The following is a 26,031-nucleotide window of genomic DNA, read 5'->3' on the forward strand; positions in this document are numbered from 1 at the left end:
CTCGCCCAAAGTCACATGTGTGGCTTTTGGCGAGCCATCGCCCCTCTATTTACTTCGCTTTTATCTCAATGTTTGCCGCTTTATCGGCTCAGAACTGCATCTTTTCTCCTGAATTCAACTCACCACTGCTTAATTTTCCAAACGAAAGGCAATCGTTTGCTTTTTATCTGGCAGCAGAAAATAGTTCTGGTATGATGCGCACAGTTTATCGATATCCTTACTAGCGTTGAGCTAAGCGATATCTTCTCTGTATGACGTTTGAAAAAGATAGGAATGTCTAAATGAGCCTTGCTGATCAAATCCTTGCCGTCAATGACGACCTCCCAATTCGCACTCACCAACCTGTTCATAGCGGCAAAGTTCGCTCTGTTTATTGGCTAACTCCAGAAGATAGCCAGCGTTTGATCAAAGAAAAAGGTTACAACGTTGCTCCTGATGCACCTTTAGCCATTATGGTAATCAGTGACCGTATTTCTGCTTTTGATTGTATCTGGCATGCCGAAGGTGGCATCAAAGGTGTACCGGGTAAGGGCGCGGCATTGAACGCGATTTCAAACCACTGGTTTAAGCTATTTCAAGAGAGCGGGTTAGCCGATAGCCATATTTTAGATATTCCCCATCCTTTTGTATGGATTGTGCAAAAAGCCAAGCCAATCAAAATTGAAGCGATTTGTCGCCAGTATATTACCGGTTCAATGTGGCGTGCTTACGAAAAAGGTGAACGAGATTTTTGTGGTATTCAATTACCAGAAAGCTTGCAGAAAGATAAAAAACTGCCAGAACTGCTCATTACACCATCAACCAAAGGCATCTTAAAAGGCATTCCCGGTGTTCCAGAAGCCGATGATGTCAATATCTCACGTCATAATATTGAAGAGAATTTTGCCGCTTTTAACTTCAGTCGTGTCGAAGATATTGCCTTGTACGAAAAGCTATTAAAAGAAGGCTTCAGCGTCATTAGCCATGCACTCTGCCAAGTAGAGCAAATTTTCGTCGATACCAAGTTTGAGTTTGGTTATGTCACCGATGCCAACGGCGTTGAGAAACTCATTTATATGGATGAAGTGGGTACGCCGGACTCTTCTCGCATCTGGGACAGCGCTTCCTATCAGCAAGGACGTATTGTGGAAAATTCGAAAGAGGGTTTTCGTCAATTCTTGCTCAACTACTTCTCTGACCCAGATATTTTACTCAACAAAGAACGGATGGCTGAGCGAGAAGCGCTTGCACGTGATAATGCGCTGCCTTTGGCTGCATTAATGGATATTTCCAACACCTATCTTGCGATTGCAGAGAAAATTGTTGGCCAACCGATCGTATTAAGCCAAAACCCAAAGCAAGAGATCATTACGATCCTGCGTTCTCAATATGGCTTGATTGACTAGTACTCAAAACAATAACGGGACATTAAATATGCCCCGTTATCTGTTTATCCCCTTACAGGGTGATAATAAATTCGTCTGGTTTTGTATTTTTTATCAAAGATTGGCTTTTATTTTGAATCAATTGGATCTGTTCAGAATCCAACGCATACGGCATCACTAATTTTAGCTCTTCAATCCCCTCTAATTTCGCCAATCTCACCAGTGAAATTAAATTCGCTTCATCACTACGGCGTGTTGATAACGACTTCAACGCCATTTCCCATAGGCGATCCTCTGGGCTTGATAATTCTTTAATGCTGTCTTTCCATACCGTACCAAAAATCGGTGCAAATGACGTCATGGCTTCGAGGAATGTCCATTTCTTATTACATGACGCGCCAAGAAATGTAGTGTAATCAAACACCACCCGTCTCCTTTCTTGTGTATTCATTTTGTCCCCCGACAAATTGGCAGCACACTGTACTCAATATCATCCATGATTGTTCATATAGCAATAGGATATAAAAAAACAGTCTTTTATGCCTTAAAACCGAATGGATTGGCTATATCAAAACCAGGTTTGTAACAAGGCATAAACAGACTTACTGACATATGTGTCTGATTGATTAATATTTCAAACCGTGAACAAAAAGTCGCTTTATCACTTAAAGTGATCATCGCTCAACACTACTTTTGAAATCTCTGCTTAAGGAGACCAATAGACAAAAATGTGTACATTGGTGCCCTCAGCAATTAACACGGAGAATTCTACCGTTTTTATCGGCATTCTTCAGTATTCTGTGCCATGTGTCGCCGCTCGTCTATTTACAATCTCATGAGTAAACCGTTATCATTTTTGAGTTCCCTTCTACCCTAAAATAGGCCGACAATGAATAATGATAAACGCCCTCTTTATATTCCCTATGCGGGCCCCGCTCTACTCAGCACGCCTTTGCTCAATAAAGGCAGTGCATTTTGTGCTGAAGAGCGCAGTTCCTTCAACTTAGAAGGCCTGCTTCCTGAAACAACGGAAACGATACAAGAACAAGTTGTTCGCGCATACCAACAATACTGCAGCTTTGAAAGTGATATGGATAAGCATATCTATCTGCGTAATATTCAAGATACCAACGAAACCCTATTCTATCGTTTAGTACAAAACCACATCACTGAGATGATGCCCATCATCTACACGCCAACGGTGGGTGCCGCGTGTGAAAACTTTTCAAATATTTATCGTCGCGGCCGCGGTCTGTTCATTTCCTTTCCGAATCGAGATCGCATCGATGACTTACTTAATAATGCAGCGAACCATAACGTAAAAGTTATCGTAGTGACCGATGGTGAACGCATTCTCGGCTTGGGTGACCAAGGAATTGGTGGCATGGGTATTCCTATCGGCAAACTGGCACTTTATACCGCATGTGGTGGTATTAGCCCTGCTTATACTTTACCGGTCGTGCTCGATGTTGGAACCAATAACCCACAGCGCTTGGCTGACCCGATGTACATGGGCTGGCGTCACCCTCGGATTACCGGGGCTGAATATGATGCATTTGTAGAAGAGTTCATCCAAGCGGTGCAACGTCGCTGGCCTGATGCACTGATCCAATTTGAAGATTTTGCACAAAAGAACGCAATGCCACTATTAGAGCGTTATAAAAACCGTATTTGTTGTTTTAACGATGACATTCAAGGCACTGCGGCGGTGACTGTAGGTTCGCTATTGGCCGCATGCAAAGCCGCGGGCAGTCAACTCTCCGAGCAGCGTATCGCTTTTCTTGGTGCGGGCTCTGCAGGCTGTGGTATTGCCGAAGCAATCATCGCGCAAATGGTGTCAGAAGGTATTTCAGATACTCAAGCTCGTTCTCAAGTCTATATGGTTGACCGCTGGGGTCTGCTGCAAGAAGGAATGCCTAACCTACTTGATTTCCAACAGCGCCTCGTGCAAAAAAACAAAGACACGCATGATTGGAACACAGAAGGTAATGGTTTCTCATTATTGGAAGTAATGAAAAATGGCAAGCCAACGGTGTTGGTCGGTGTTTCTGGGGCTCCGGGATTATTCAGTGAAGAGATTATCACTGAGATGCATAAACACTGCCCACGCCCGATTATTTTCCCACTATCGAACCCAACCAGCCGTGTTGAAGCGACGCCCAATGACATTATCCGTTGGACCAACGGTGAAGCACTCGTCGCCACAGGCAGCCCGTTCGCTCCCGTGTTGCATAACGGTAAAACCTACCCAATTGCACAATGCAACAATAGCTATATTTTCCCTGGTATCGGCTTAGGCGTACTGGCGGTCAATGCGCGTCGAGTTACTGATGAGATGCTGATGGAATCAAGCCGCGCACTCGCCAACTGTTCACCTCTGGCGCTTAATGGGCATGGTGCGTTACTTCCACCACTGGAAGCCATTCACTCCGTTTCCAAGAAAATTGCGTTTGCGGTAGCGAAAAAAGCAATTGAGCAAGGCGTTGCACTGGAGATCCCAGATGATGTGTTAGAAACCGCTATTGAGCAGCATTTTTGGCAGCCAGTATACCGCCGCTACAAACGCACTGCTTTCTAAGCTACTACTCTGCTGTCCCCTAAGCTTCGGCTGATGTTTAGGGGCTTTTTCTGTGAGTCAATATGATGAACTTTTTAGCGCCCGCAGGGCATTACTTATCACCGTATTTAACGGAGATATCAACTGCATTGATCGCTTGTTTGCTCGTGATGCTCGGTGGAGAGATTAACGCCGCGATGCGCAAGCTAATGCGCAACCAACACTTTGTCGTTCGCACATTTACGTTTATATTGATTAACGCTTTCGGCTACGGTTTGGTGATCATCAAAGCGAGCCCTTACCTTGCTCGGACACTTTCGCAGTTAGAATCAGGCATGATGTTTAGCATTATTATGCTCTGCTTTATTGCTATCGGGATCTGGGCACAAAGGAACCGTCAAATTTAGTGTTAAAATTTTCATCTTCAAATCACTCTCGCCCTGTTTGGAAAAAGCGGGTTCACACGCTGCTTCGCTACGTGTCTGTACTGTTGTTCATTTCAAGCCTTTTTGTGCTTGGCATTGATCGCTGGGTCAGTTGGCAAGCCGAAAAACAAATCGTCACCGAGCAAAATCAAGTCGGTCAATTCCAAGTCGCTGTTGTACTTGGAACCAGTAAGTACTTGGGTAAAACGCTCAATGACTACTATACCCACCGAATTGAAGCCGCGATCGCTTTGTATGAGCAAGGCAAGGTAAAAGGGTTTTTACTCAGTGGTGATAATGCTCACCGTTCGTACAATGAACCGTGGACGATGAAACGCGATCTGCTGCGCGCTGGGATCCCGAGCGAACATATTTACTTAGATTATGCAGGGTTTCGTACTTTGGACTCCATTGTTCGCGCAAAACGCATCTTCGAAACCGACAATTTTTTGATCATTTCTCAACAATTTCATTGTGAGCGAGCACTCTTTATTGCCAACTACCATAACATTAATGCTCAGTGTTTAGCGGTTGCAGGGCCAACAACTCGTTCTGGTTTTAAAGTGAGGCTGCGTGAGGTCTTTGCTCGTACGAAAGCATTTTTAGATCTCTATATCACGAATACTCAACCTAAATTTTTAGGTCCCAAAGAGCCAATTGTGATCGAAGAGTTACCCTTAGAGCCAACCGAAGATGAAAGCTAAAAGAGGCACTGCGCCCCAGAAACCTTTCCTTCGACAGATTTCCGGGCCACTTTGGTTACGCTAATGTGGATAAGACATCAAACAAAGCGTCAATTTCACTGCGCGTGTTGTAGTGCATAAAACCGATACGGACAACTCCACCACTGTTTTCAAGATCTAACTGACGCACTAAACCAAGCGCATAGAAATGCCCATTCCACACACAAATATTATGCTCACCCAATGTTTTGGCCACAAATTCTGGGTGGTGATTAGCTAAGCGAATGGCAAAGGTCGGTGTGCGTAGCTCACTGTTAGCCTTGGTCAGGCCATAGAGCTTAGCCGAACTCAATCCTTTAAGTTTATACAGAAAATACTCACTCAATTGGCGTTCATGCTGGTTGTATTGAATGAAACTATCGATCAAACGCTCTCTTAATGAGCCACTCGCGTCTCCCCATTGCGCCAAATATTCCACTGCAGCAATCACGCCTGCCAAACCTTCAAAACTCTGCGTACCGGTTTCAAAACGTCCCGGACCAATATTGGTTGCAGGTTCAACTTTGTAGGGTTTAAGTGCATGTAACCACTGCGAAGCGATATAAGCGATACCAACGTGTGGACCAAAAAACTTATATGCCGAACAGGTTAAAAAATCACAGCCCAATTCTTGTACATCAATTAAATGGTGCGGAGCATAGTGAACGGCATCCACATACACCATCGCGCCGACTTGATGCGCCGCATCCACAATGCGTTTAACATCGACAATAGATCCTGTGGTATTCGAAGCATAAGTGACCGCGACCAGCTTTGTTTTAGGATTGAGCAATGACAGTAAGTGCTCAATATCCAAAGTACAATCTTGTTGGTTCACCTTTACCTGGTGCACTGTAACGTGCTTATCCTGCGCCGCTTGCTGCCAACTGGAGACATTGGAGTAATGGTCAAGCGCAGTAACAATCACTTCATCGCCCGCTTGCCAATCTCGGCTAATGGCTCGACTTAGCTGAAAAGTCAACGAGGTCATATTCGCGCCAAATACAATATTTCCTGATGACTCAGCGTTCAGAAGCGCTTGCACCGACTCACGAGCCTGCTGCATTAAATCAGTGGTGATTTGGCTTGAAAAATAGTGTCCGCCCAAATTAGAGTTAAAATGGCCCAGATATTCACTCATTTTTTCTATTACCGACTTAGGTACTTGCGAGCCACCTGGACCATCTAAGAAACTCACTGACTTACCATGATATTTTTGCGACAAAGCACTAAACTGGGTACGCGCTTTTTCAGGAGTGAAGATCATTTCGGCCATCCTTAGCGGTTAATACAAAAACATCCATATGACCTTCTTGCCCATGCTCAATTGAGCGAATAGGACAAGCGTTATGCCATAACTTACTGTCCGCGAGCATCGCAATCTCACCATTTTCTAACACTTTCCGAAAGAAAGGGGCTTCATGGCAGTCTTGATACAGCATAATTTCACCGCCGACGATGTTGTGGCGATTCACCCCCACCAACGCAATATGATCAAAACCATCTTGATGGACACCTTCTGGCGCGACTTGCGTCTCATCAAACACAGCAGCAATTCGGATCTGATGGATTTCAATCTCTTGCCCATTAGGCAGACCATTCGTACTCACAAACACCTCGCACACTTCTCTCATCCCCTCACTTTGTAACGTAGAGGGTAAAATAGGATCGAAATGACGCTTAATGTTGCCTTGAAAATGATTGATTTGATCGGTTTGCATAAAGTCATGCTTGTCCAACGCCTCGACTTTCCCTTTGTTAAATTGAACCACAGAGTAGCGCCGTAAACGATACTGACCATCAGCATGCTCCGTATGTGGTAATTGCGCAAAGGAGGGAGCAAGTTGTTGAATCGCTTTTTGACTTAATTGCGTAATCTGTAAAGTGTTTTCGTGTACAGCTAACATCACCAGCTCCTTAATTAAATGATTGGACACATTAAGTTAACAATTAATTTATATTAAGGATACGCACTAATATTGCACATTCAAGTAAAAATGAATGTTATATCTGTATGTGACTAGTAATATAAAATTTAATACTTAAATAATCACAAAAATAAGAATTAACATCCAATAGCGAGCATGACACATAGCGATTTTTAGACAAGCTCACTACTTCAAGGTTAATAAGCTTTTAAAAACAATGAATTACCAACATTAGGATGATGTAGGAATGGTATGTAGACCATGGGCGGGTTTAAAGGAAATATCAGTAACTAATTTATCAGCTCGATTCGACTAAATTTAGCAAGTATTAATCCATGAGCCATATAGCATCTCATTAACTCGAAATTAGCACCATTTAAGTAGTAAGCCATGCCAAAAATTAGACTAAAGTTAATACTAGATCATCAAACTAATTGATATATTTGACTATTAAGACTTAGTTGAAACATCGCTCAGCTGATAAGGAGATCCTCAACTCGTGAACTCTAGTATTAAAGTCACACTGTGGACTTTCATCGCATTAGGTTTCAGTGTAATCAATGCCTATGCGGCTATGGATCCTAAAGATAAATTTCTCCAAGCATTGGAGGGCATTGAGCAGATCACCTATTCACTACCGATCAAGGCAAAAGCACAAATTAGTGAACTAGAAGAAGACTACATCATATTGTCACAGCCTTCCGCTCTCGTTGTACGTTACTATTTGGCCAAAGCCACTGTATATGGGCTACTAGAGGAATATGATAGGAGCTTAGAAGCGGCACAATTAGGATTAAAGCGAACAGAACACACCAACGTTGAAACGCTCACTCTCAAACTAAGAGAGATTCAAGCTTTACGGCACCAAAAAGTCGACGTGTTGCCGAAACTTGACGCACTGTTAGTTGAAGCAGGAAACGATCACAATGCACAAATCGAATCAGAAGTATTACTAGCTAAAAGTCTCTATTACCAAGAACAAGGCGAGTTTAAAAAATCGTACGCCGCAATAATGACCTCAATTGATACAGCAAAATCCATTGATAACAAAGAGTTAATGGAGAGAATATCTCACGGTCTAGGTCAAATACTGGTTCAGCTACAAGATTTTGATCGTTCACAACTGTTACTTGAAAATTCCTACAGTTACTTCAAGCAGCGTAAAATGTCTTATAGCCAATTGGTTAGCTTACTCGACATCTCTAAGTTGCAAGAGTCACGTAATCAAATCACGGCGGCGATCGAAACCTATAAAACCGCACTCAAGCTGGCACAAATACTGGGTGACGGGCGACATCGCTTTCGTATTAACATCGAACTTGCACGGCTTTATCGAGATACTAACAACCGAGATCAAATGCGCTTTTTCTTGAAAAAAGCAGAGGAACTGCAGTACAGAGAAAGCCAACCAGGCTACCTTGCCACTTTTCAGCTATTACAAACACAAGATCTATTGGAACAAAAACGCTACGGTGAAGTGATTGAATTTGTAGAACCACTCATTGCGCATATCAAACAAAGATCAAATCTACTTATTCAACAGATAGAGTTGTTAAAAGTGGCAGCACAGGCTTATGCTGGGCAAAATAACTACAAACAAGCCTATGAAACTTATGATTTTTATCATTTACGATCGCTCACACTTCGCAATGTTGAACAGATAGAGAACTTACAGAGACAACAAATGTTGTTTGATCTTGAGCGTCTACAATATGAAAATCAGGATCTAAACTGGAACAACGTGCTTCAAAAGCTAGAAATTGAAAACCATCAGAAAACGTTTCATCTATTAGGTGAAATTGTCTTTTTCCTTGCTCTTGCATTAATCGGATTATTGGTCATATTTATCTGGGCCAACCGCTCTCGCATCAAAATGGGCATGCTTGCCAAAACGGACACCTTGACTGGCTTGTATAATCGACGCTACATGGAAGAACGATTTGCAAAACATCAATCCAAATCTTACCAAAATAGTAGCGAAGCGCTTATTAAACTCGCACAACGGATTTTGATGTGGCAACAAACTTGGTTCAAAGGTCAATCTTCACCTAAAAAAAACGCCGAACCATTCGACTCAGCGCAATTAGACGAACAAATCCAACATAATGAAGATGCAAAACCGATTAGCCTTATTTTGACCGATATTGATTATTTTAAAGTCATTAATGACACTTATGGTCACGCCTTCGGCGATCAAGTATTAGTGGAAATTGCGGCTATCTTTAAGTCATCGGTACGCTCTTCCGATGTTGTCGCTCGCTACGGTGGGGAAGAGTTTCTCATCTTACTACCCGACACTGACTTAAGCATCGCTAGCGAAATTGCCGAAACCTTGCGCCGAAAAATTGAAGATCACCATTTTGTAACCGAATCACGAGAATCGGTATCCGTCACTTCGAGTTTTGGCGTGTTGACCGCAACGAATACGGATTTAGACCTCCAAGCATTGTGTGAAGAAGTCGACCAACTGCTTTATGCGGCTAAAGCCAGCGGCCGAAATTGCTTAAAAACACGTTGGCTGACTTATTAGCCAAGTCCCATCATTGCTTAGTTTGGCTATATAACGATTATTTCTAAGCTAGCCCATGTAATCGCTTTAATTGACTCGAGATATTCCCTACAATCGTGTTAAATTTTCGAGCATTTTCGATACTGGAGTCCCCATGAGCAACGTGAAACATTGCAAACTTCTTATTCTTGGTTCAGGCCCGGCTGGTTATACGGCAGCCGTTTACGCAGCTCGCGCTAACCTTAATCCAGTTCTCGTTACCGGTATGCAGCAAGGTGGTCAGTTAACGACCACTACAGAAGTAGAAAACTGGCCAGGAGACGCCGAAGGCCTCACGGGCCCTGCTTTAATGGAGCGAATGAAAGAGCATGCAGAGCGCTTCGAAACTGAGATTGTGTTTGATCATATTAATGAAGTTGATTTTTCACAGCGGCCATTCCGCCTTAAAGGCGATAGTGCAGAATATAGCTGCGATGCTCTGATCATTTCAACAGGTGCATCCGCACGTTACCTAGGTTTAGATTCAGAAGAAGCCTTTAAAGGACGAGGAGTTTCCGCTTGTGCTACTTGCGATGGTTTTTTCTATCGTAACCAAAAAGTGGCCGTTGTAGGTGGCGGCAATACCGCTGTGGAAGAAGCGCTTTATCTATCTAATATTGCGGCACAAGTTCACCTCATCCACCGCCGTGATTCGTTCCGCGCAGAAAAAATTCTGATTAACCGTCTGATGGATAAAGTCGCAAGCGGCAATATAGTGCTACACACTGACCGTACCTTAGAGGAAGTCTTAGGTGATGAGACTGGCGTGACGGGTGTTCGTATGAAACACACCCAATCAGAAACGACAGAAGATCTGGACGTGATGGGCGTCTTTATCGCGATTGGTCACAAACCGAATACCGACATGTTTGCTGGTAAGCTAGAGATGAAAGAGGGCTATATCGTGGTCAGATCTGGCCTTGATGGTAATGCAACTCAAACTAGTATTGAAGGTGTGTTTGCTGCTGGTGATGTGATGGATCACAACTATCGCCAAGCGATCACTTCGGCAGGAACGGGTTGTATGGCCGCCTTAGATGCGGAACGTTACCTAGATAGCTTGAACGATAAGTAGGCATGAACGACAAGTAAGCAAAAGGTTATTTTCCAGTTTTATAACAAAACCCTACAGCCCGGTGGTATATCCATCGGGCTTTATTTTGTATACTACCGCCCTTCCGTTTACATAATAATTCTCATTAAGCCTTCGAAATGGATAAGAAAAAGCAACGTAGCTTGAATAATTGGCTCAAACAGCAAAGTAAACTGGCAAAACGCTGGTTAATGATTGCTGTTGGCCTTGGCGTATTATCAAGTGTGTTTTTGCTGGCTCAGGCCGCACTCCTCGCCTCCATTCTGCATCAACTGATTATTGAACAAGTTGATAAAGCAGAGCTCATTCCCTATTTTCTTGGTTTGGTGGTGACGATTGCCGCACGTGCCGCGTGCGCATGGGGGCGTGAAATTGCGGGTTTTCGCTGCGGAGAGCAGATCCGCATTTATATCCGTCAGTTAATACTGGATAAAGTTCGCGAGTTGGGCCCTGCTTACATTAAAGGTAAGCCTGCCGGTGCATGGGCAACATTACTGCTTGAACAAGTCGAAAACATGCAGGACTTTTTTGCGCGCTATTTACCGCAGATGTCATTATCTGTGTTGATCCCGTTTATGATTTTGATTGTGGTCTTTCCCGTCAACTGGGCGGCGGGTTTGATTTTCTTAATCACCGCACCCTTAGTGCCGCTGTTTATGGCCTTAGTCGGTATGAAAGCAGCCGATGCTAATCGTAAAAATTTCAAAGCTCTGCAGCGGTTATCTGGTCACTTTTATGATCGCCTGCAGTCGATGACTACAATACGCCTATTCAACCGTACACAAGCCGAAGCCGATCAGCTTAAAGGCGCTTCTGAAGTCTTTCGCACTCGCACAATGGATGTATTGAAAATCGCCTTTCTATCATCAGCAGTGTTAGAATTTTTCACCTCGATATCGATCGCCATCACCGCCGTTTACTTTGGTTTTAGCTTTATTGGCGAGTTGAATTTCGGCTACTACGGTACAGCCGTAACTCTATTTTCCGGCCTATTTATCTTGATCCTTGCGCCTGAGTTTTATCAACCATTACGTGATTTGGGCACCTTTTATCACGCCAAACAACAAGCTGTCGGCGCGGCTGAAAGCATTGTCGAGTTTTTGGAAACAGACATCAGCAAGGTGAAATCAGGATCTATCTCGCTCGACGGTGCACAGCAGATTGGCATTGTAGCGCAAGATCTCGAAGTGTTTAGTCCAGAAGGAAAACGCTTGGTCGGTCCAATTTCATTTACGTTAGATAACCATTCAACCACTGCGCTTGTCGGGCCAAGCGGTGCAGGTAAAACCAGCTTAGTAAACGCCATTTTAGGCTTCATGCCTTACCAAGGCAGTTTGAAAATCAATGGTATTGAACTGAGCGATCTTGAGCATACCAGCTGGCGTAAGCAGATCAGTTGGGTTGGGCAAAACCCACTATTGGTACACGGAACCATCATTGAGAATATCAGCCTCGGCAAGCATGACATGAGTGACGAAGCGCTTCATTCGGCTTTAGACAATGCCTATGCGGCTGAATTTGTCGACAAACATGGTTTGGATTACGCCATCACCGATCGATCCGGTGGATTATCTGTCGGACAAGCTCAGCGAATTGCACTTGCTCGCGCGCTGCTACAAAACGGCAATTTTTGGCTACTTGATGAACCAACCGCCAGCTTAGATGCCCGCAGCGAACAGTTAGTGATGCAAGGTTTGAACCGCCAAATTCAACACCACACCGCTTTAATCGTGACGCACCAATTAGCACCATTAAAATCGGTGCAACAGATTTTGGTGATGCAAAATGGGGCGATAGTTCAAACAGGCGATTACAACACACTCAGCCAGCAAAAGGGTCTGTTTTCAGATATGTTACAAGCTAATCAAGCGCTTGATGAAGCCAATAAGGGGAACCTTGATGCGTGATCTCATCCCTTACCTTAAATTGTATAAAAAGCACTGGTTTGGTTTATCTCTCGGCATGCTGCTGGCCTTTTTAACCCTGTTTGCCTCGATTGGCCTACTGACCTTATCCGGCTGGTTTTTATCCGCAGCGGCCATTGCTGGCTTAACCATTGCTCGTGAAACATTCAACTACATGCTACCGGGCGCGTTTGTACGTGGGTTTGCCATGGGACGCACTGCAGGACGTTGGGGTGAGCGTGTTGTCAGCCATAATGCTACATTCAAGCTGCTGACGGATCTGCGTATTTTCTTCTTCCAAAAACTCGCGCCACTGATCCCAGGTCGTGTGTCAAACCTCAGAGACGCTGATTTACTCAACCGTCTAGTGGCAGATATCGATGCTATGGATCACGTCTATTTACGCTTAATCAGCCCAGTAACCGTGGGTGTACTGGGCATTAGTGCGTTAACGGCATTCTTATGTTGGTTCGACCCTGCCATTGGCTTAACCCTTGGTGCAATTCTTCTAACGCTACTACTCGTGTGGCCAGTCCTCTTTTATAAACTGGGTCAGCGTAATGGTGCCGAGCTCACCCAGCACAAGGCGGATTTGCGTATTGCAACGCTTGACTGGTTGCAAGGCTACAGTGAACTGACCCTGTTTGGTGCAGAAAACCGTTACCGTGAAGCGATTCTTAGCGCGCAGCAAAAATTGCTGGTCAATCAATTGGCTAACGCTCATTTTTCTGGCCTTGCACAAGCACTGCTCATGCTCGCTAATGGCTGGACGCTTGTGTTAGTGATCTGGCTTGCCGCCGATGGTGTGGCAGGTAATCAACCCGACCCGATGATTGCACTGGTGGCTTTTGCAACTATGGCAAGTTTTGAACTGCTGATGCCGATTGCTGGTGCATTTCAACATTTAGGACAAACACTCACTTCTGCTCGCCGCCTCAACGATATTATTCTGGCTGAGCCTGAAGTCCAATTTCCTACCGCTTCAACTCAGCACTCAGGTCAATTCGATATTGAATTTTCAGACGTAACCTTTCACTATCCTGACAGCAGCCAAGATGTGCTACGCGGTGTCAACCTCCATATTCCCGCAGGGCATCGCGTTGCAATAGTGGGACAAACAGGCTCTGGCAAATCAACCTTAATGCAACTGCTGTCACGCTATTGGGATCCACAGCAAGGTAGCGTCTCCATTGCAGGTACCCACTTAACAGCATGGAATGAGAGCGAACTTCGCCAAATCATCAGTGTGGTTAGCCAACGTGTAGATGTACTCAATGGCACGCTGCGAGACAACCTCGCGATGGCCAATCCAGGCGCAAACGATCAACAGTTGGCTCACGCCTTAACGCAAGTCGGTTTACATACTCTATTGGATGATCTAGGTTTGGACGCATGGCTGGGTGACGGCGGCCGTCAGCTCTCTGGTGGAGAGAAACGCCGCATCGGTATCGCGCGCGCGCTGCTACACAACGGTTCAATTTTATTACTCGATGAACCCACGGAAGGCTTGGATAAACAAACAGAGCAGCAAATTCTGGCTCTGTTTCAACAGCATTTTGCGCATAAAACGGTCCTCTTTATTACTCACCGCTTGGTCGAGTTAGAAACAATGGATGCTATTTGCCTGATTGAACAAGGTGAAATCGTGGAATACGGTAGCCACCAAGCGTTATTGACCAAACAAGGCCGCTATTTCCAACTACAGCAAACCTTGTAGCCATCGTTTGTCATTTGCTCGTTATGAGACTTATCTTTTTTAGGAACACTATGCTGAATTAGGTAACTGAAGCTTGGTATGAAAAATCTTCGCCCTCTTGCTTTGAGAGTCAGTGCATGAGGGTGAAGAAGCGGCCTTGCAAAGAAGCGGCAGTCAACCAAACTCGCTAAATACGTACCTCATCAGCTTAATAAGTACTGAGCGTACTACTCATTTTATAGGTGAGATTTTTAATTAATATTCAAAGATAGATGGTTAATAAGATCTTCCACTGGCATTGGGTGTCCTAGGTAGTAGCCCTGCACTTGTTGACAGCCCATTGTCTGCAAAATTTTCAATTGGTTGGCTGTCTCTACGCCTTCTGCCACAATATTGATGTCAAAACTTTGCGCCATAGCAATAATGGCATTCACTATCGTTCTTGAGCGATCATCATGTTCTACTTCAGAGACGAAACTGCGGTCAATTTTGATTTCATCTACAGTAAGATCTTTGAGCATGGCAAGTGACGTATAACCCGTGCCAAAATCATCGATGGAAAAAGTAATCCCGTTAGATTGCAGATTAGAAATAATTTCAACACTCTTTTTCATATCGGTAAGCGTTGCTGTTTCCGTAATTTCAATGCGTATGTATGAGTTCAAATTCTCATGCTGCTGAATAAATCGCGTGAGTTCATACATCTCATCAGCATTATTGAACTCAGTCGCGGAGACATTAACAGCAACGTGTTTAATTTGTGTCCCCAATATTCCTGAACGCCCCAGCTCCTGTGATACTTTTCCAACCACAAATTTGGAGATAGCGCCCGTCAAGCCATTGTCCTCGGCTAATGGGATAAAAACATCAGGCGGGATAGCGCCTTTAACAGGATGGTTCCAACGAATCAGTACTTCGACACCGTTGACTGTTAATGTTTTTAGGTCATATTTAGGTTGATATACAACCGTTAAGCTATCGTCGTCGATCGCTAAGCGCAGGTCGAGGACCATTTGCCGGCGCTGCATCGCTTTTTCTGTTAATGTTTTGTCATGATACTGAATGGCATTCTTTTGTTTCTTTGCAACATTAAGAGCCTCAGTCGCGGAAACCATCAGTTCTCTGGCGCTGATACCATCGGCTGGGTAAATGGCAACACCTATGCAGCAAGTTGTTTCAATATTGTGTTGCTTGGCCCGATGGGTATACAGACGTTGGACGCTCCGAACATGAGAATCCATATCTACAGCGTCACTCAACTTTACAAAACTGGCAAACTGATCGGCATGTAAGCGCGATACTAATGAGCCGGGCAAAGTCATTTCGTTAATATCGTGAGCTAAATCCTGCAAAAATGCATCTGCACGCTCAAACCCCAGAGTTTCGTTGATACTTTTAAAATCGTCGACATCGAGGTAACAAAGAATAAATCGCTCATTAGACTTTAATTTTTTGATCGTGATATTGAGAGTACGCACAAACATACTAAGACTGTGCAGCCCAGTGAGGCTGTCCATATCATTGGCCTTTTCTAGTAAGCGATTCCCTCTAAGCACCAACATGAGCAAAAGTAAGGCGGTAATAATGACAAACATCAACCCCTTATAGGTTTGAGCGAGAGCGCGCAACTGGGCGTTATCTAGCAATAATTCGACTGTCATATCCGAGAATAATATCCAGAGCACGGCAAATGTTGCGTAGATAAGTGCCACTTTAACGGCTGAGATGCCTGCTCTATCCATGTTTAACTGACTCCAAATGTACCCGCTTATGATCGTAACATTGTAGCATCACTAAAATTTAGTCAACCATACCATACATGCCACATGTAGCCTGTTTCTTCACTCTACTCACTTAATACCAGAAAATATGAACATAGGGATGTCAATCATGCACAAGTGCTCAATACCAACTCTATTGTTTTAATTTTTATTTTATTATCAATGTCTTAAACGAAAAAATCCCGAGCTTAGCTCGGGATTTAAATATCAATTAACAGGCAACGAGAAAGTTTCGCTTATCGACGTGGCGCTTTCGCTTTACCAGTTTGAGGCCGACCAGTGCCGCGGCTACCATCGGCACCACTGTTACGGGTACTTGAAGCAGGCTTGCGACGGCCAGTCGTTGTGCCATTGGTTGTCGTACCGTTAGTTTTTTTACCATTCGTCGTTGTACCATTGGTCGTACGACTTTTAGGCTTGCCTGTCGTCGTTACGCGCTCTTCATGGCGCTTAACGGCACGGCGAATTTTTTGGCTACGCGCACGCTCACGAGTACGTGAAGTGTTGTCTTTGCTCAAATCTAGCATCGTCTCTTTTTCAGGACGCAGTTCAACCAATTCACGTAAATAGTTTACATCTTTAAGATCCAGTTCCATCCAACCGCCGCGTGGCAGTTTTTTGTCCAAATAGATCTCGCCATAACGAACGCGTTTCAAACGGCTCACTGTGGTATCTTGAGATTCCCAAAGACGACGAACTTCACGATTACGGCCCTCGTTAATCGCGACGTAGAAAGTATGGTTCATACCTTCACCACCAGCGTAAACGATATCTTCAAAGCGTGCCAAGCCATCTTCTAGCTCAACCCCTTTAACGAGGTTACGCACTTTCTGCTCGTTCACTTCGCCAAAAACACGCACTAAATATTCGCGTTCTACTTGACGGCTTGGGTGCATAAGGCGATTAGCCAATTCACCATCGGTAGTAAAGAGAAGTAAGCCTGAGGTGTTGGCATCTAAGCGGCCAACTGAAATCCAACGCGAACCACGAATTTTAGGTAGACGATCAAATACCGTCCGACGACCTTCTGGATCATGACGTGTACAAAGCTCACCTTCCGGTTTGTAGTAAGCAAGCACTCGACAAATAACCTCTTCTGGCGCTTTAACGGAAACAGCATGTCCATCAATACGCACAACTGCGTTATCATCTTCTAGACGCTCGCCCAACATAGCTACCTTGCCATTAACACTGACACGTCCTGCTCTAATCAAAGCTTCTAACTCACGACGAGAACCATGACCAGCTCGTGCTAAAACTTTTTGTAACTTTTCGCTCATTTATCTACCTATGTGTCGTCTTCACAGACGTCGAATGAAAAAATGCGACCCCAAAATCGCGGCCGCATAGTATCTCAAATTCTACGCCAAAAAGCACTCGTTTTGATGGCCTACTCAAAAGCTATTCAAAAGGTGTTGGATCGCCCGCTCCCACGCGAGCAACCACCATCTCATCTTCACTGAAATCAATCACTGTCGTCGGCTGTTCACCTAAATAACCCCCGTTTAAAATGACATCCACGGCGTGCTCAAGGCGATCCCGAATCTCTTCTGGATCCGATTCTGTATGGGTGTTGCCGGGCAAAATAAGTGAAGTGGACATTAGCGGTTCACCTAACGCTTCAAGTAAATCAAGTGCAATACGGTTATTAGGCACACGGATACCTATCGTCTTACGCTTCGCATTCATCAACCGACGTGGCACTTCTTTGGTCCCTTTGAAAATAAACGTATAAGGGCCAGGTGTGTTATTCTTTAGCAAGCGAAAAGCGGTATTATCTACACGCGCATAAAAAGAGAGCTCTGACAAATCACGGCACAGCAAGGTAAAATTATGCTTATCATCAAGGCGGCGAATTTGGCAAATACGCTCTAATGCTTGTTTGTTTTCTAGCTGGCAGCCTAGTGCATAACCAGAATCCGTTGGGTACACAACAACTCCGCCATTGCGGATAATGGCAACCGCTTGAGTAATCAAGCGAGTCTGCGGGTTTTCTGGATGTACGTAAAAAAACTGGCTCATTGTAATTCCTCATTATTGAGTCTATCTACGGGGCTTAAACCCCAATCTTTCCAGACAGGATCGACGCCAGAAGGCAACCAAAGATTTCGCCCCAGTTCCATCCAAGGTGAGGGGTAATGAAAGTCACTGCCTTGAGAAGCTAATAGATTGTATTGTATGGCATAATCGGCCAAATTACGTCTTTCTTGTGGCGCTTGTTGTGGCTGTGCCACTTCCATAGCGTCACCACCCGCTTCTACAAACGCCGTTATTAAGCGCTTGAGCCACTTGGTCGTCAAGTCATATCGTCCAGGATGCGCTAATACCGCTTGGCCACCAGCGGCGTGTATTGCTTCAACGGCATCGGTCATCGAGCACCAACTTGGTGGTACATACCCGGGATTATCGCGGGTGAGAAACTTTTTGAACACCTGCTGCATGTTCTTCGCAAAACCTTGTTCAACCAGCCATTTTGCGAAATGCGCACGAGTAATCGGTGCCTCTCCGGCGATGGCTTGCACCTCTTCTAACACCCCTTCACGTGTCACTTTTTGCAATCGTTGTGCAATCAATTGTGCGCGCTGCACACGATGTGCCTTTTGCTGCTCAATTAACTGCTGCAGAGCTTGAGCGTTTGAGTCGATGTTGAGCCCAACAATATGAATATCTTTATTTTGCCAAACCGTGGAAATCTCGATGCCATCGATCAAGGTGATGGGTAATTGTTGCTGATTAATATAGTCATGAGCAATAGTTAATGCATCAGTCGTATCGTGATCAGTGATCGCCAATACCTCAATATCAAAGCTTAGCGCCCTATCGATTAACGCTTGCGGCGATAACCTGCCATCTGAAGAAGTGGTGTGGCTATGTAGATCAATTCTCATAATTTTATTTTGGCCATCTTTTAGGCTTGACTTTTTACTCTCGCACTAGTTAACTAGTACACAAATGCAAGGCACGTATTTGAGGTTGACCATGTTACAAGAATTTAACCAAAACCATAATCACAATTTAAGCGCAGCTTCATCTGAGCTCAATTGGTGGCACACTTGGACAAGTTCTTGGTGGGCAACCGTGTACTTTTAAAATAGAACACGAATTCACAAAGCCCGCCTCAATGAGCGGGCTTTTTATTTTGTCGAATAGCTCACATTACATTGCGCAATAAAACAGCGAAACCCCCAAAGTGAAGATTGGGTCTCTAAGAGGATTATGCGAGTATGGACGACAGGAACATTAAAATTCATCAAGGAGGTCTTGTGAATAAGACCATTGAAATTAAAAACTTAGGCCAAATTGACGTAATCAATATGTCCGTGCCTTATACCCAAGATCCAACACGTCTATTTCATACGCTATGTGAGTCAAAAACAGATTGTTTGCTATTAGAATCCGCCGAGATCGACTCAAAACAGGATCTCAAAAGTCTATTATTGGTTGATGCAGCCGTGCGCATCACTTGCTTTGGTCACGTTGTCACTTTTCACGCATTGACAGACAATGGTCAACAGCTCATCGAACATCTACAGCGTAATATTAAAGCGGATATTGAACATCAGTTACAACAAAATACCTTAACGCTTCAATTTCAAGCACCATGCGACACGCTAGACGAAGATTCTCGCCTACGCGAAGCCTCTTCTTTTGATGCACTACGCCTCGTGCAGCACAGTTTCGATCTTCGTCATCACGATAAACATGCCCTCTTTCTAGGCGGTTTATTTGCCTACGATTTGGTGGCCAACTTCGAACCGCTAGGAAATGCCGATACGACTAATCAGTGTCCAGACTACGTTTTTTATATCGCAGAAACCTTGTTGGTGATTGACCATAAAACTGAGCATTGTCAGTTGCAAGCCAGTGTTTTTAACCCCACGCCAACAATGCGCGAAACATTAATTACTCGTTTACAAGAGATCGCGCAGCAATGTGCCGCACCCAAATTACTACCGCAAGCCAAAACCGTAGCTAACGTAAGCGTGACAACGAATATTTCTGACCAAGAGTTTTGCAAGACCGTTCAAGCGTTAAAAGAATTTGTCGTGAAAGGCGATGTTTTTCAGGTGGTCCCTTCTCGCCGATTTACCCTGCCTTGCCCTTCACCACTTGCTGCTTATAAAAAACTGAAAGAGAGCAATCCAAGCCCTTACATGTTTTATATGCAAGACGAACGCTTTACTCTGTTTGGCGCTTCTCCTGAAAGCGCATTGAAATACGCCACCGAAACCAACCAGATTGAGATTTACCCTATCGCAGGGACTCGCCGCCGTGGTAAACGCGCCGATGGTTCAATTGATTTTGATTTAGATAGCCGCATTGAACTTGAACTACGTTGCGACAAAAAAGAGAACGCTGAACACATGATGTTGGTCGACCTTGCGCGCAACGATGTCGCGCGTATTGCACAAGCAGGAACGCGCCACGTCGCTGATTTATTGAAAGTGGATCGCTACAGTCACGTTATGCATTTGGTTTCTCGCGTGGTGGGTCAACTCCGAAGCGATCTCGATGCACTGCACGCTTACCAAGCCTGCATGAATATGGGCACACTCACTGGTGCGCCGAAAATTCGCGCCATGCAGCTTATCCGTAACGTGGAAAAAGCCCGCCGTGGCAGTTACGGTGGCGCGGTTGGCTACCTTACCGGGGAAGGCGATTTAGATACTTGCATCGTGATCCGCTCGGCTTATGTAGAACAGGGTATTGCGCAAGTTCAAGCGGGCGCTGGGGTCGTTTATGATTCCGACCCTCAATCGGAAGCCGATGAGACACGTGGTAAAGCACAAGCCGTGATCTCTGCAATTCAAGCCGCGCATCAGGAGTAGCAGACATGGCCAACATTATTTTTATCGATAACTTTGATTCCTTTACCTACAACCTTGTTGATCAATTCCGCTCACTCGGCCATACGGTGACAGTTTATCGCAACAACATCGCCGCACAGAGCATTGAACAAGCGGTCTTTCAATTGGATGAACCGCTGCTGCTACTCTCCCCCGGACCGGGCGCGCCCGCAGACGCGGGATGCATGCCACAATTAATCCAACGCCTTAAGGGCAAAGTGCCGATCATTGGCATCTGTTTAGGTCACCAAGCGATTGTTGAAGCTTACGGCGGCACTGTCGCGGGTGCTGGCGAAATTATCCATGGCAAAATCTCGATGATGGAACACCAACATCATCGTATTTACCAACAGCTACCGTCACCACTAGCCATTGCTCGTTATCATTCCCTAGTGGCTACTGAGGTTCCAGATAGTTTAACCATCACGGCTGAGGTTGATGGGCTCGTGATGTCCGTGGTGCAAGAGCAAGATAAAGTGTGCGGCTTTCAATTTCATCCAGAGTCCATCATGACTACTCATGGCGCAGCATTGCTTGCCAATGCGATCGATTGGGCTTTAGAAAAAAGCACCCACTAACGGATTTATAGGGATATTTTATGGAAAACATCATTAATAAACTTTACGCGCAGCAGTCGCTCTCGCAAGCAGAAAGCCAGCAACTGTTTGATGTCATCATCCGTGGTGAACTCGACTCTATTTTGATGGCAGCGGTATTGACGGCACTGAAAATCAAAGGTGAAACACCCGATGAAATTGCTGGCGCAGCCAAAGCATTATTGGCTAACGCGGCCCCGTTTCCAAGGCCAGACTATGATTTTGCAGACATAGTCGGCACTGGTGGTGATGGCTCAAATACTTTTAATATTTCAACCACCGCAGCATTTGTTGCTGCTGCCTGTGGCGTAAAAATTGCCAAACATGGTAATCGTGGAGTATCGAGCAAATCAGGCTCTTCTGATCTACTGGATTCATTTGGTATTAACCTTGCGATGAGCGCTGAAAATACTCGCCAAGCCATCGATGATTTGGGCGTCGCTTTCCTATTTGCGCCGCAATATCATGGTGGCGTGCGTCATGCGATGCCCGTGCGCCAAACCATGAAAACGCGCACTATCTTCAATATATTAGGACCGCTAATTAACCCTGCTCGCCCCAACATTGAACTGATGGGTGTTTACAGTAAAGAACTGGTTCTGCCTATTGCCCAAACCATGTTACAAATGGGATTGAAACGTGCAGCGGTCGTTCATGGCAGTGGTTTAGATGAAGTGGCGATTCATGGTGAAACCTTAGTGGCTGAAATTCGTGATGGACACATCATCGAATACACCTTAACACCTAAAGATTTTGGTGTTGAAAGCTACCCACTCGAAGCCATTCAAGGTGGTGAGCCTGCGGAGAATCGCGCCATTATCACCAACCTGCTGACTGGGAAAGGCACGCCAGCGCAACTGGCTGCCGTCGCTGTCAATGTGGCGCTGCTGCTGCGTCTTTTTGGCCAAGAAGATCTCAAAGCCAATACACAACAGGCCATTAGTGTAATGAACTCGGGCAAAGCCTATCAGCTTGTCCAACAACTGGCACAAAGAGGTTAAGCCCCATGCCTGAGCAACTTTCTGACCACATTTCAACCCAGCATACTCAAATGGCTGAAGTGTTGGCCAAAATCGTCAATGACAAATATGAATGGGTCGAGCAGCGTAAAACGCAGCAACCATTGGGCAGCTTCGAACACTTATTAACCGCATCGGATCGCTCGTTTTATGATGCGTTAAATACGGGTAAAACCGCTTTTATTTTGGAGTGTAAAAAAGCCTCACCTTCCAAAGGGCTCATTCGCCAAGATTTTGATTTGGATTATATCGCTTCGGTTTACCATCAATATGCAGACGCCATTTCAGTTTTGACTGATGAAAAATATTTCCAAGGCAACCTCGAATTTCTGCCACGCGTTCGCGCGCAAGTAAGCCAACCTGTGATTTGCAAAGACTTTATGGTTGATGTTTATCAGGTTTATTTGGCTCGTCACTACAGTGCAGATGCCATTTTATTGATGCTGTCCGTCCTTGATGATCAACACTATCAAACGCTAGCCAATGTGGCTCACCAATTGGGTATGGGTATTTTAACCGAAGTGAGCAATGAGGAAGAGCTGCACCGGGCAGTCGCCTTGCAAGCAAAAGTTATTGGCATTAATAACCGCAACTTGCGCGATCTCTCAACCGATCTAAATCGCACTAAACAGCTGGCACCTTTACTCCCAGAAGGAACCATGATCATCTCGGAGTCTGGTATTTATACTCACCAACAAGTGCGTGAACTTTCGCAATACGCCAATGGATTTTTAATCGGCAGCTCGTTAATGGCCGAAGAAAATTTAGAGCTAGCGGTACGTAAAGTGACGCTCGGCGAAAACAAAGTGTGCGGCTTAACTCATGCTGACGATGCGGCCAAAGCCTATCAAGCTGGAGCCGTGTTTGGTGGCTTAATTTTTGTGCCGCAATCCAAACGCTATGTCGACTTGGACAATGCACGTTTGACGATGAGCGGCGCACCGCTGCGCTACGTGGGCGTGTTTCAAAATCACACCATTGAAGCCATTACGCAGATTGCTACGACGTTAAAACTCTTTGCGGTGCAACTGCATGGCGAAGAAGATCAAGCCTATGTTGACCAATTGAGAGCTCACTTACCTAGCCAGATTGAAATCTGGAAAGCTTATGGCGTGAACGACTGCCTACCGACCAAGCTTGAGCGCCACATTGACCGTCACTTATTCGATGCAAAAGTAGGAACGCAATCTGGCGGCACTGGCCAACGTTTTGACTGGCAATTACTAACCGAGGTAAACGATGTCATGTTGGCGGGTGGCTTATCCCCTGAAAATGCTCAGCAAGCAGCAAACATCGGTTGTTTAGGGCTCGATCTCAATTCAGGTGTTGAGAGCGAACCGGGGAAAAAAGACTTACACAAGCTAACCCTAGCGTTCGACGCTATTCGGCAGTACTAACACTAAATCGATTCCCATTGGCTTGAAAAGCGAGTGACTCACCCAGCCGCAAGGTCAAGTAGCAAGGGATAACAACAGATTCATTACCGCTGAATCACTCAGCAGTAACACAGAGACTAAGGATACGAATCATGGCAAAACTCGATGCCTATTTTGGCGAATACGGTGGTCAATACGTTCCACAAATTTTAGTACCAGCGCTTGACCAATTGGAACAAGCTTTTATTGATGCGCAGGAAGATCCTGAATTTCGTGCTGAATTCATGACGTTACTACAAGAGTATGCAGGTCGGCCAACGGCGCTAACTTTGACGCGAAACCTCACGAAAGGCACAAAAACCAAATTGTACTTAAAACGTGAAGACTTATTGCACGGTGGCGCACACAAAACTAACCAAGTACTTGGTCAGGCACTGCTTGCTAAGCGTATGGGTAAACATGAAATTATTGCCGAAACAGGCGCAGGGCAACATGGTGTTGCAACAGCGTTGGCCTGCGCACTACTGGGGCTAAAATGTCGCGTTTATATGGGTGCAAAAGATGTTGAACGCCAAAGCCCCAACGTGTTTCGTATGAAGCTAATGGGCGCAGAAGTGATCCCCGTTCATTCAGGATCAGCAACACTTAAAGATGCGTGCAATGAAGCGCTACGTGACTGGTCTGCCACCTATGAAACCACCCACTATTTATTAGGTACTGCAGCGGGGCCTCACCCATTTCCAACCATAGTCCGTGAATTTCAACGCATGATTGGCGAAGAAACGAAACTGCAAATTTTGGCTCGCGAAGGTCGTTTACCAGATGCGGTGCTTGCTTGTGTCGGCGGCGGTTCGAACGCGATTGGCATGTTTGCTGACTTTATTGAAGAAAAGAATGTCCGTTTGATTGGCATTGAGCCAGCAGGAAAAGGCATTCATACCCACCAGCATGGCGCGCCATTGAAGCACGGCAAGACAGGTATTTTCTTCGGCATGAAATCACCTTTGATGCAAGATGAAAACGGGCAAGTAGAAGAGTCTTACTCGGTGTCCGCTGGGCTTGATTTCCCTTCTGTTGGCCCTCAGCACGCTCATCTTTATGCGACAGGCCGCGCTGAGTACGAAAGCATTACCGATGACGAAGCACTCGATGCTTTCCAATCGATCGCACGTAACGAAGGCATTATTCCCGCGCTGGAATCATCACATGCGGTTGCTTACGCCGTGAAGATGGCGTATGCCGAGCCAGAAAAAGAGCAGTTATTGGTCGTGAATCTATCCGGTCGCGGCGATAAAGATATTTTCACCGTCCATAAACTATTAGAAGAGAAAGGAGCGCTGTAATGGATCGCTATCAAACCCTATTTCAGCGTTTAGCTGACAACAATCAAGGTGCGTTTGTTCCATTTGTGACCATCGGGGACCCAGATCCAGAGCAATCACTGCGCATCATGCAAACGCTAGTGGAAGCAGGAGCAGACGCATTAGAACTCGGTATCCCTTTCTCTGATCCGCTCGCTGATGGCCCAACCATCCAAGGGGCTAATATTCGTGCACTGGATGCAGGGACGACTCCAGATATCTGCTTTGAGTTGATCACCAAAATTCGCGCGCAATATCCCGACCTGCCTATCGGACTACTCATGTATGCCAACCTAGTTTATTCACGCGGCATCGAAAACTTCTACCAACGCTGTAAAAATGCGGGTGTAGATTCAGTATTGATCGCCGATGTTCCGACTAATGAAAGCCGTGAATTTGTCGCGGCGGCAGACAAATACGGGATTCAACCCATTTTCATCGCACCACCCACCGCCAGTGATGAGACCCTAGCCGCGGTCGCCAAACTTGGCCGTGGCTATACTTATCTACTGTCTCGATCCGGTGTGACAGGAGCAGAAACAAAAGCCAATATGCCAGTACATGCCTTGTTGGAAAGACTGAACCAATTTGATGCCCCACCCGCATTGCTTGGGTTTGGAATATCAGAACCTGAGCAAGTCAAACAGGCCATCACCGCCGGTGCCGCTGGCGCAATATCGGGATCCGCAGTGGTGAAAATTATTGAACAACGACTTAATCAGCCAGATGAAATGTTAACGACTCTCAGCCATTTCGTTTCCAGCATGAAAGCAGCGACGTTGGAATAAATTGGTTTACAGCAAAAACCAACCCG

General features: G+C 45.3%; 22 protein-coding genes and 1 other annotated feature. Of the genes, 15 read left to right on the forward strand and 7 right to left on the reverse strand.

Features of this window, described 5'->3' with window-relative positions:
• The first annotated feature begins 281 nt into the window (after positions 1 to 281).
• Positions 282 to 1,385, forward strand: a complete 1,104-nt coding sequence (locus AACV12_RS07370) for a phosphoribosylaminoimidazolesuccinocarboxamide synthase (protein ID WP_170900107.1) — start codon at positions 282 to 284, stop codon at positions 1,383 to 1,385.
• A 52-nt stretch (positions 1,386 to 1,437) separates the two neighbouring features.
• Here AACV12_RS07370 and AACV12_RS07375 read toward each other — a convergent pair whose 3' ends face one another.
• Positions 1,438 to 1,815, reverse strand: coding sequence for a hypothetical protein (locus AACV12_RS07375; RefSeq protein ID WP_026028577.1), 378 nt, complete (start codon positions 1,813 to 1,815; stop codon positions 1,438 to 1,440).
• Positions 1,816 to 2,253: 438 nt separating this feature from the next.
• Here AACV12_RS07375 and AACV12_RS07380 point away from each other — a divergent pair, with 438 nt between their 5' ends.
• The 3 genes from AACV12_RS07380 (at position 2,254) to AACV12_RS07390 (ending at position 5,050) form a co-directional block, all read left to right on the forward strand.
• The gene (locus AACV12_RS07380) at positions 2,254 to 3,942 is read left to right on the forward strand and encodes an NAD-dependent malic enzyme (protein ID WP_170900108.1); all 1,689 of its coding nucleotides are present in this window, start codon (positions 2,254 to 2,256) and stop codon (positions 3,940 to 3,942) included.
• A gap of 62 nt (positions 3,943 to 4,004) precedes the next feature.
• Complete coding sequence (locus AACV12_RS07385; RefSeq protein WP_017042030.1) at positions 4,005 to 4,328, forward strand: DUF3392 domain-containing protein; 324 nt, start codon at positions 4,005 to 4,007, stop codon at positions 4,326 to 4,328.
• Positions 4,301 to 5,050, forward strand: a complete 750-nt coding sequence (locus AACV12_RS07390; RefSeq protein ID WP_026028037.1) for a SanA/YdcF family protein — start codon at positions 4,301 to 4,303, stop codon at positions 5,048 to 5,050. Before AACV12_RS07385 ends, AACV12_RS07390 begins: the two co-directional genes overlap by 28 nt.
• Before the next feature lie 55 nt (positions 5,051 to 5,105).
• Here AACV12_RS07390 and AACV12_RS07395 read toward each other — a convergent pair whose 3' ends face one another.
• The gene (locus tag AACV12_RS07395; protein WP_170900109.1) at positions 5,106 to 6,344 is read right to left on the reverse strand and encodes a cysteine desulfurase-like protein; all 1,239 of its coding nucleotides are present in this window, start codon (positions 6,342 to 6,344) and stop codon (positions 5,106 to 5,108) included.
• Positions 6,319 to 6,975, reverse strand: coding sequence for a 2OG-Fe dioxygenase family protein (locus AACV12_RS07400; RefSeq protein ID WP_026028039.1), 657 nt, complete (start codon positions 6,973 to 6,975; stop codon positions 6,319 to 6,321). The genes AACV12_RS07395 and AACV12_RS07400 overlap by 26 nt, the downstream gene beginning before the upstream one ends.
• A gap of 520 nt (positions 6,976 to 7,495) precedes the next feature.
• On the opposite strand from AACV12_RS07400, the gene AACV12_RS07405 reads away from it, so the two are divergent.
• The 4 genes from AACV12_RS07405 to cydC all read left to right on the forward strand — a co-directional run bounded on the left by AACV12_RS07405 (position 7,496) and on the right by cydC (position 14,258).
• Positions 7,496 to 9,526, forward strand: a complete 2,031-nt coding sequence (locus AACV12_RS07405) for a GGDEF domain-containing protein (protein WP_170899146.1) — start codon at positions 7,496 to 7,498, stop codon at positions 9,524 to 9,526.
• Between the two features lie 133 nt (positions 9,527 to 9,659).
• Positions 9,660 to 10,619, forward strand: a complete 960-nt coding sequence (gene trxB, locus AACV12_RS07410) for a thioredoxin-disulfide reductase (protein WP_026027123.1) — start codon at positions 9,660 to 9,662, stop codon at positions 10,617 to 10,619.
• Between the two features lie 137 nt (positions 10,620 to 10,756).
• On the forward strand, positions 10,757 to 12,544 hold the full coding sequence (cydD, locus tag AACV12_RS07415) for a heme ABC transporter permease/ATP-binding protein CydD (protein ID WP_088732223.1): 1,788 nt from the start codon (positions 10,757 to 10,759) through the stop codon (positions 12,542 to 12,544).
• The gene (gene cydC / locus AACV12_RS07420; protein WP_170900110.1) at positions 12,537 to 14,258 is read left to right on the forward strand and encodes a heme ABC transporter ATP-binding protein/permease CydC; all 1,722 of its coding nucleotides are present in this window, start codon (positions 12,537 to 12,539) and stop codon (positions 14,256 to 14,258) included. The genes cydD and cydC overlap by 8 nt, the downstream gene beginning before the upstream one ends.
• 230 nt (positions 14,259 to 14,488) lie before the next feature.
• Here cydC and AACV12_RS07425 read toward each other — a convergent pair whose 3' ends face one another.
• From AACV12_RS07425 to rnm, 4 genes are all read right to left on the reverse strand, one after another.
• Positions 14,489 to 15,979, reverse strand: coding sequence for a putative bifunctional diguanylate cyclase/phosphodiesterase (locus tag AACV12_RS07425; protein ID WP_170900111.1), 1,491 nt, complete (start codon positions 15,977 to 15,979; stop codon positions 14,489 to 14,491).
• Between the two features lie 275 nt (positions 15,980 to 16,254).
• Positions 16,255 to 17,298, reverse strand: coding sequence for a 23S rRNA pseudouridine(2605) synthase RluB (gene rluB, locus AACV12_RS07430; protein WP_013857138.1), 1,044 nt, complete (start codon positions 17,296 to 17,298; stop codon positions 16,255 to 16,257).
• A 121-nt stretch (positions 17,299 to 17,419) separates the two neighbouring features.
• A complete protein-coding gene (locus tag AACV12_RS07435; RefSeq protein ID WP_013857139.1) occupies positions 17,420 to 18,040 on the reverse strand; it encodes an L-threonylcarbamoyladenylate synthase in 621 nt (206 codons plus the stop codon).
• Positions 18,037 to 18,906 (reverse strand): RNase RNM, encoded by an 870-nt coding sequence (rnm, locus tag AACV12_RS07440; protein WP_017042022.1) that lies wholly within the window; start codon positions 18,904 to 18,906, stop codon positions 18,037 to 18,039. Before rnm ends, AACV12_RS07435 begins: the two co-directional genes overlap by 4 nt.
• Before the next feature lie 64 nt (positions 18,907 to 18,970).
• Here rnm and AACV12_RS07445 point away from each other — a divergent pair, with 64 nt between their 5' ends.
• From AACV12_RS07445 to trpA, 7 genes are all read left to right on the forward strand, one after another.
• Entirely contained in the window at positions 18,971 to 19,108 is a 138-nt protein-coding gene (locus AACV12_RS07445; protein ID WP_010318233.1) for a hypothetical protein, read from the forward strand.
• Positions 19,055 to 19,157, forward strand: a sequence feature (Trp leader region). Its footprint overlaps the gene before it by 54 nt.
• 124 nt (positions 19,158 to 19,281) lie before the next feature.
• The gene (locus AACV12_RS07450; RefSeq protein WP_088721136.1) at positions 19,282 to 20,847 is read left to right on the forward strand and encodes an anthranilate synthase component 1; all 1,566 of its coding nucleotides are present in this window, start codon (positions 19,282 to 19,284) and stop codon (positions 20,845 to 20,847) included.
• 5 nt (positions 20,848 to 20,852) lie between these two features.
• Complete coding sequence (locus AACV12_RS07455) at positions 20,853 to 21,443, forward strand: aminodeoxychorismate/anthranilate synthase component II (protein WP_013857142.1); 591 nt, start codon at positions 20,853 to 20,855, stop codon at positions 21,441 to 21,443.
• Positions 21,444 to 21,463: 20 nt separating this feature from the next.
• Positions 21,464 to 22,462 carry an anthranilate phosphoribosyltransferase gene (gene trpD / locus AACV12_RS07460; protein WP_013857143.1) on the forward strand — a complete coding sequence of 333 codons (999 nt, stop codon included), beginning with the start codon at positions 21,464 to 21,466 and terminating at the stop codon, positions 22,460 to 22,462.
• Positions 22,463 to 22,467: 5 nt separating this feature from the next.
• On the forward strand, positions 22,468 to 23,877 hold the full coding sequence (trpCF, locus tag AACV12_RS07465) for a bifunctional indole-3-glycerol-phosphate synthase TrpC/phosphoribosylanthranilate isomerase TrpF (RefSeq protein WP_170900112.1): 1,410 nt from the start codon (positions 22,468 to 22,470) through the stop codon (positions 23,875 to 23,877).
• A gap of 131 nt (positions 23,878 to 24,008) precedes the next feature.
• Positions 24,009 to 25,199: a tryptophan synthase subunit beta gene (gene trpB, locus AACV12_RS07470; RefSeq protein ID WP_013857145.1), complete on the forward strand. Its 1,191-nt coding sequence runs from the start codon at positions 24,009 to 24,011 to the stop codon at positions 25,197 to 25,199.
• Entirely contained in the window at positions 25,199 to 26,005 is an 807-nt protein-coding gene (trpA, locus tag AACV12_RS07475) for a tryptophan synthase subunit alpha (RefSeq protein WP_017044619.1), read from the forward strand. The genes trpB and trpA overlap by 1 nt, the downstream gene beginning before the upstream one ends.
• The last annotated feature ends 26 nt before the right edge of the window (positions 26,006 to 26,031 follow it).

The sequence above is a fragment of the Vibrio sp. 2-2(8) genome (assembly GCF_963888495.1).
In the GTDB taxonomy this organism is placed as follows: Bacteria; Pseudomonadota; Gammaproteobacteria; order Enterobacterales; family Vibrionaceae; genus Vibrio; species Vibrio anguillarum.

Bases quoted from the DNA above. Each gene is read 5' to 3' on its own strand.
- AACV12_RS07370 (WP_170900107.1), top strand. From the start codon at position 282: ATGAGCCTTGCTGATCAAATCCTTGCCGTCAATGACGACCTCCCAATT.
- AACV12_RS07375 (WP_026028577.1), bottom strand. From the start codon at position 1,815: ATGAATACACAAGAAAGGAGACGGGTGGTGTTTGATTACACTACATTT.
- AACV12_RS07380 (WP_170900108.1), top strand. From the start codon at position 2,254: ATGAATAATGATAAACGCCCTCTTTATATTCCCTATGCGGGCCCCGCT.
- AACV12_RS07385 (WP_017042030.1), top strand. From the start codon at position 4,005: ATGATGAACTTTTTAGCGCCCGCAGGGCATTACTTATCACCGTATTTA.
- AACV12_RS07395 (WP_170900109.1), bottom strand. From the start codon at position 6,344: ATGGCCGAAATGATCTTCACTCCTGAAAAAGCGCGTACCCAGTTTAGT.
- AACV12_RS07400 (WP_026028039.1), bottom strand. From the start codon at position 6,975: ATGTTAGCTGTACACGAAAACACTTTACAGATTACGCAATTAAGTCAA.
- trxB (WP_026027123.1), top strand. From the start codon at position 9,660: ATGAGCAACGTGAAACATTGCAAACTTCTTATTCTTGGTTCAGGCCCG.
- cydD (WP_088732223.1), top strand. From the start codon at position 10,757: ATGGATAAGAAAAAGCAACGTAGCTTGAATAATTGGCTCAAACAGCAA.
- cydC (WP_170900110.1), top strand. From the start codon at position 12,537: ATGCGTGATCTCATCCCTTACCTTAAATTGTATAAAAAGCACTGGTTT.
- AACV12_RS07425 (WP_170900111.1), bottom strand. From the start codon at position 15,979: ATGGATAGAGCAGGCATCTCAGCCGTTAAAGTGGCACTTATCTACGCA.
- rluB (WP_013857138.1), bottom strand. From the start codon at position 17,298: ATGAGCGAAAAGTTACAAAAAGTTTTAGCACGAGCTGGTCATGGTTCT.
- AACV12_RS07435 (WP_013857139.1), bottom strand. From the start codon at position 18,040: ATGAGCCAGTTTTTTTACGTACATCCAGAAAACCCGCAGACTCGCTTG.
- rnm (WP_017042022.1), bottom strand. From the start codon at position 18,906: ATGAGAATTGATCTACATAGCCACACCACTTCTTCAGATGGCAGGTTA.
- AACV12_RS07445 (WP_010318233.1), top strand. From the start codon at position 18,971: ATGCAAGGCACGTATTTGAGGTTGACCATGTTACAAGAATTTAACCAA.
- AACV12_RS07455 (WP_013857142.1), top strand. From the start codon at position 20,853: ATGGCCAACATTATTTTTATCGATAACTTTGATTCCTTTACCTACAAC.
- trpD (WP_013857143.1), top strand. From the start codon at position 21,464: ATGGAAAACATCATTAATAAACTTTACGCGCAGCAGTCGCTCTCGCAA.
- trpCF (WP_170900112.1), top strand. From the start codon at position 22,468: ATGCCTGAGCAACTTTCTGACCACATTTCAACCCAGCATACTCAAATG.
- trpB (WP_013857145.1), top strand. From the start codon at position 24,009: ATGGCAAAACTCGATGCCTATTTTGGCGAATACGGTGGTCAATACGTT.
- trpA (WP_017044619.1), top strand. From the start codon at position 25,199: ATGGATCGCTATCAAACCCTATTTCAGCGTTTAGCTGACAACAATCAA.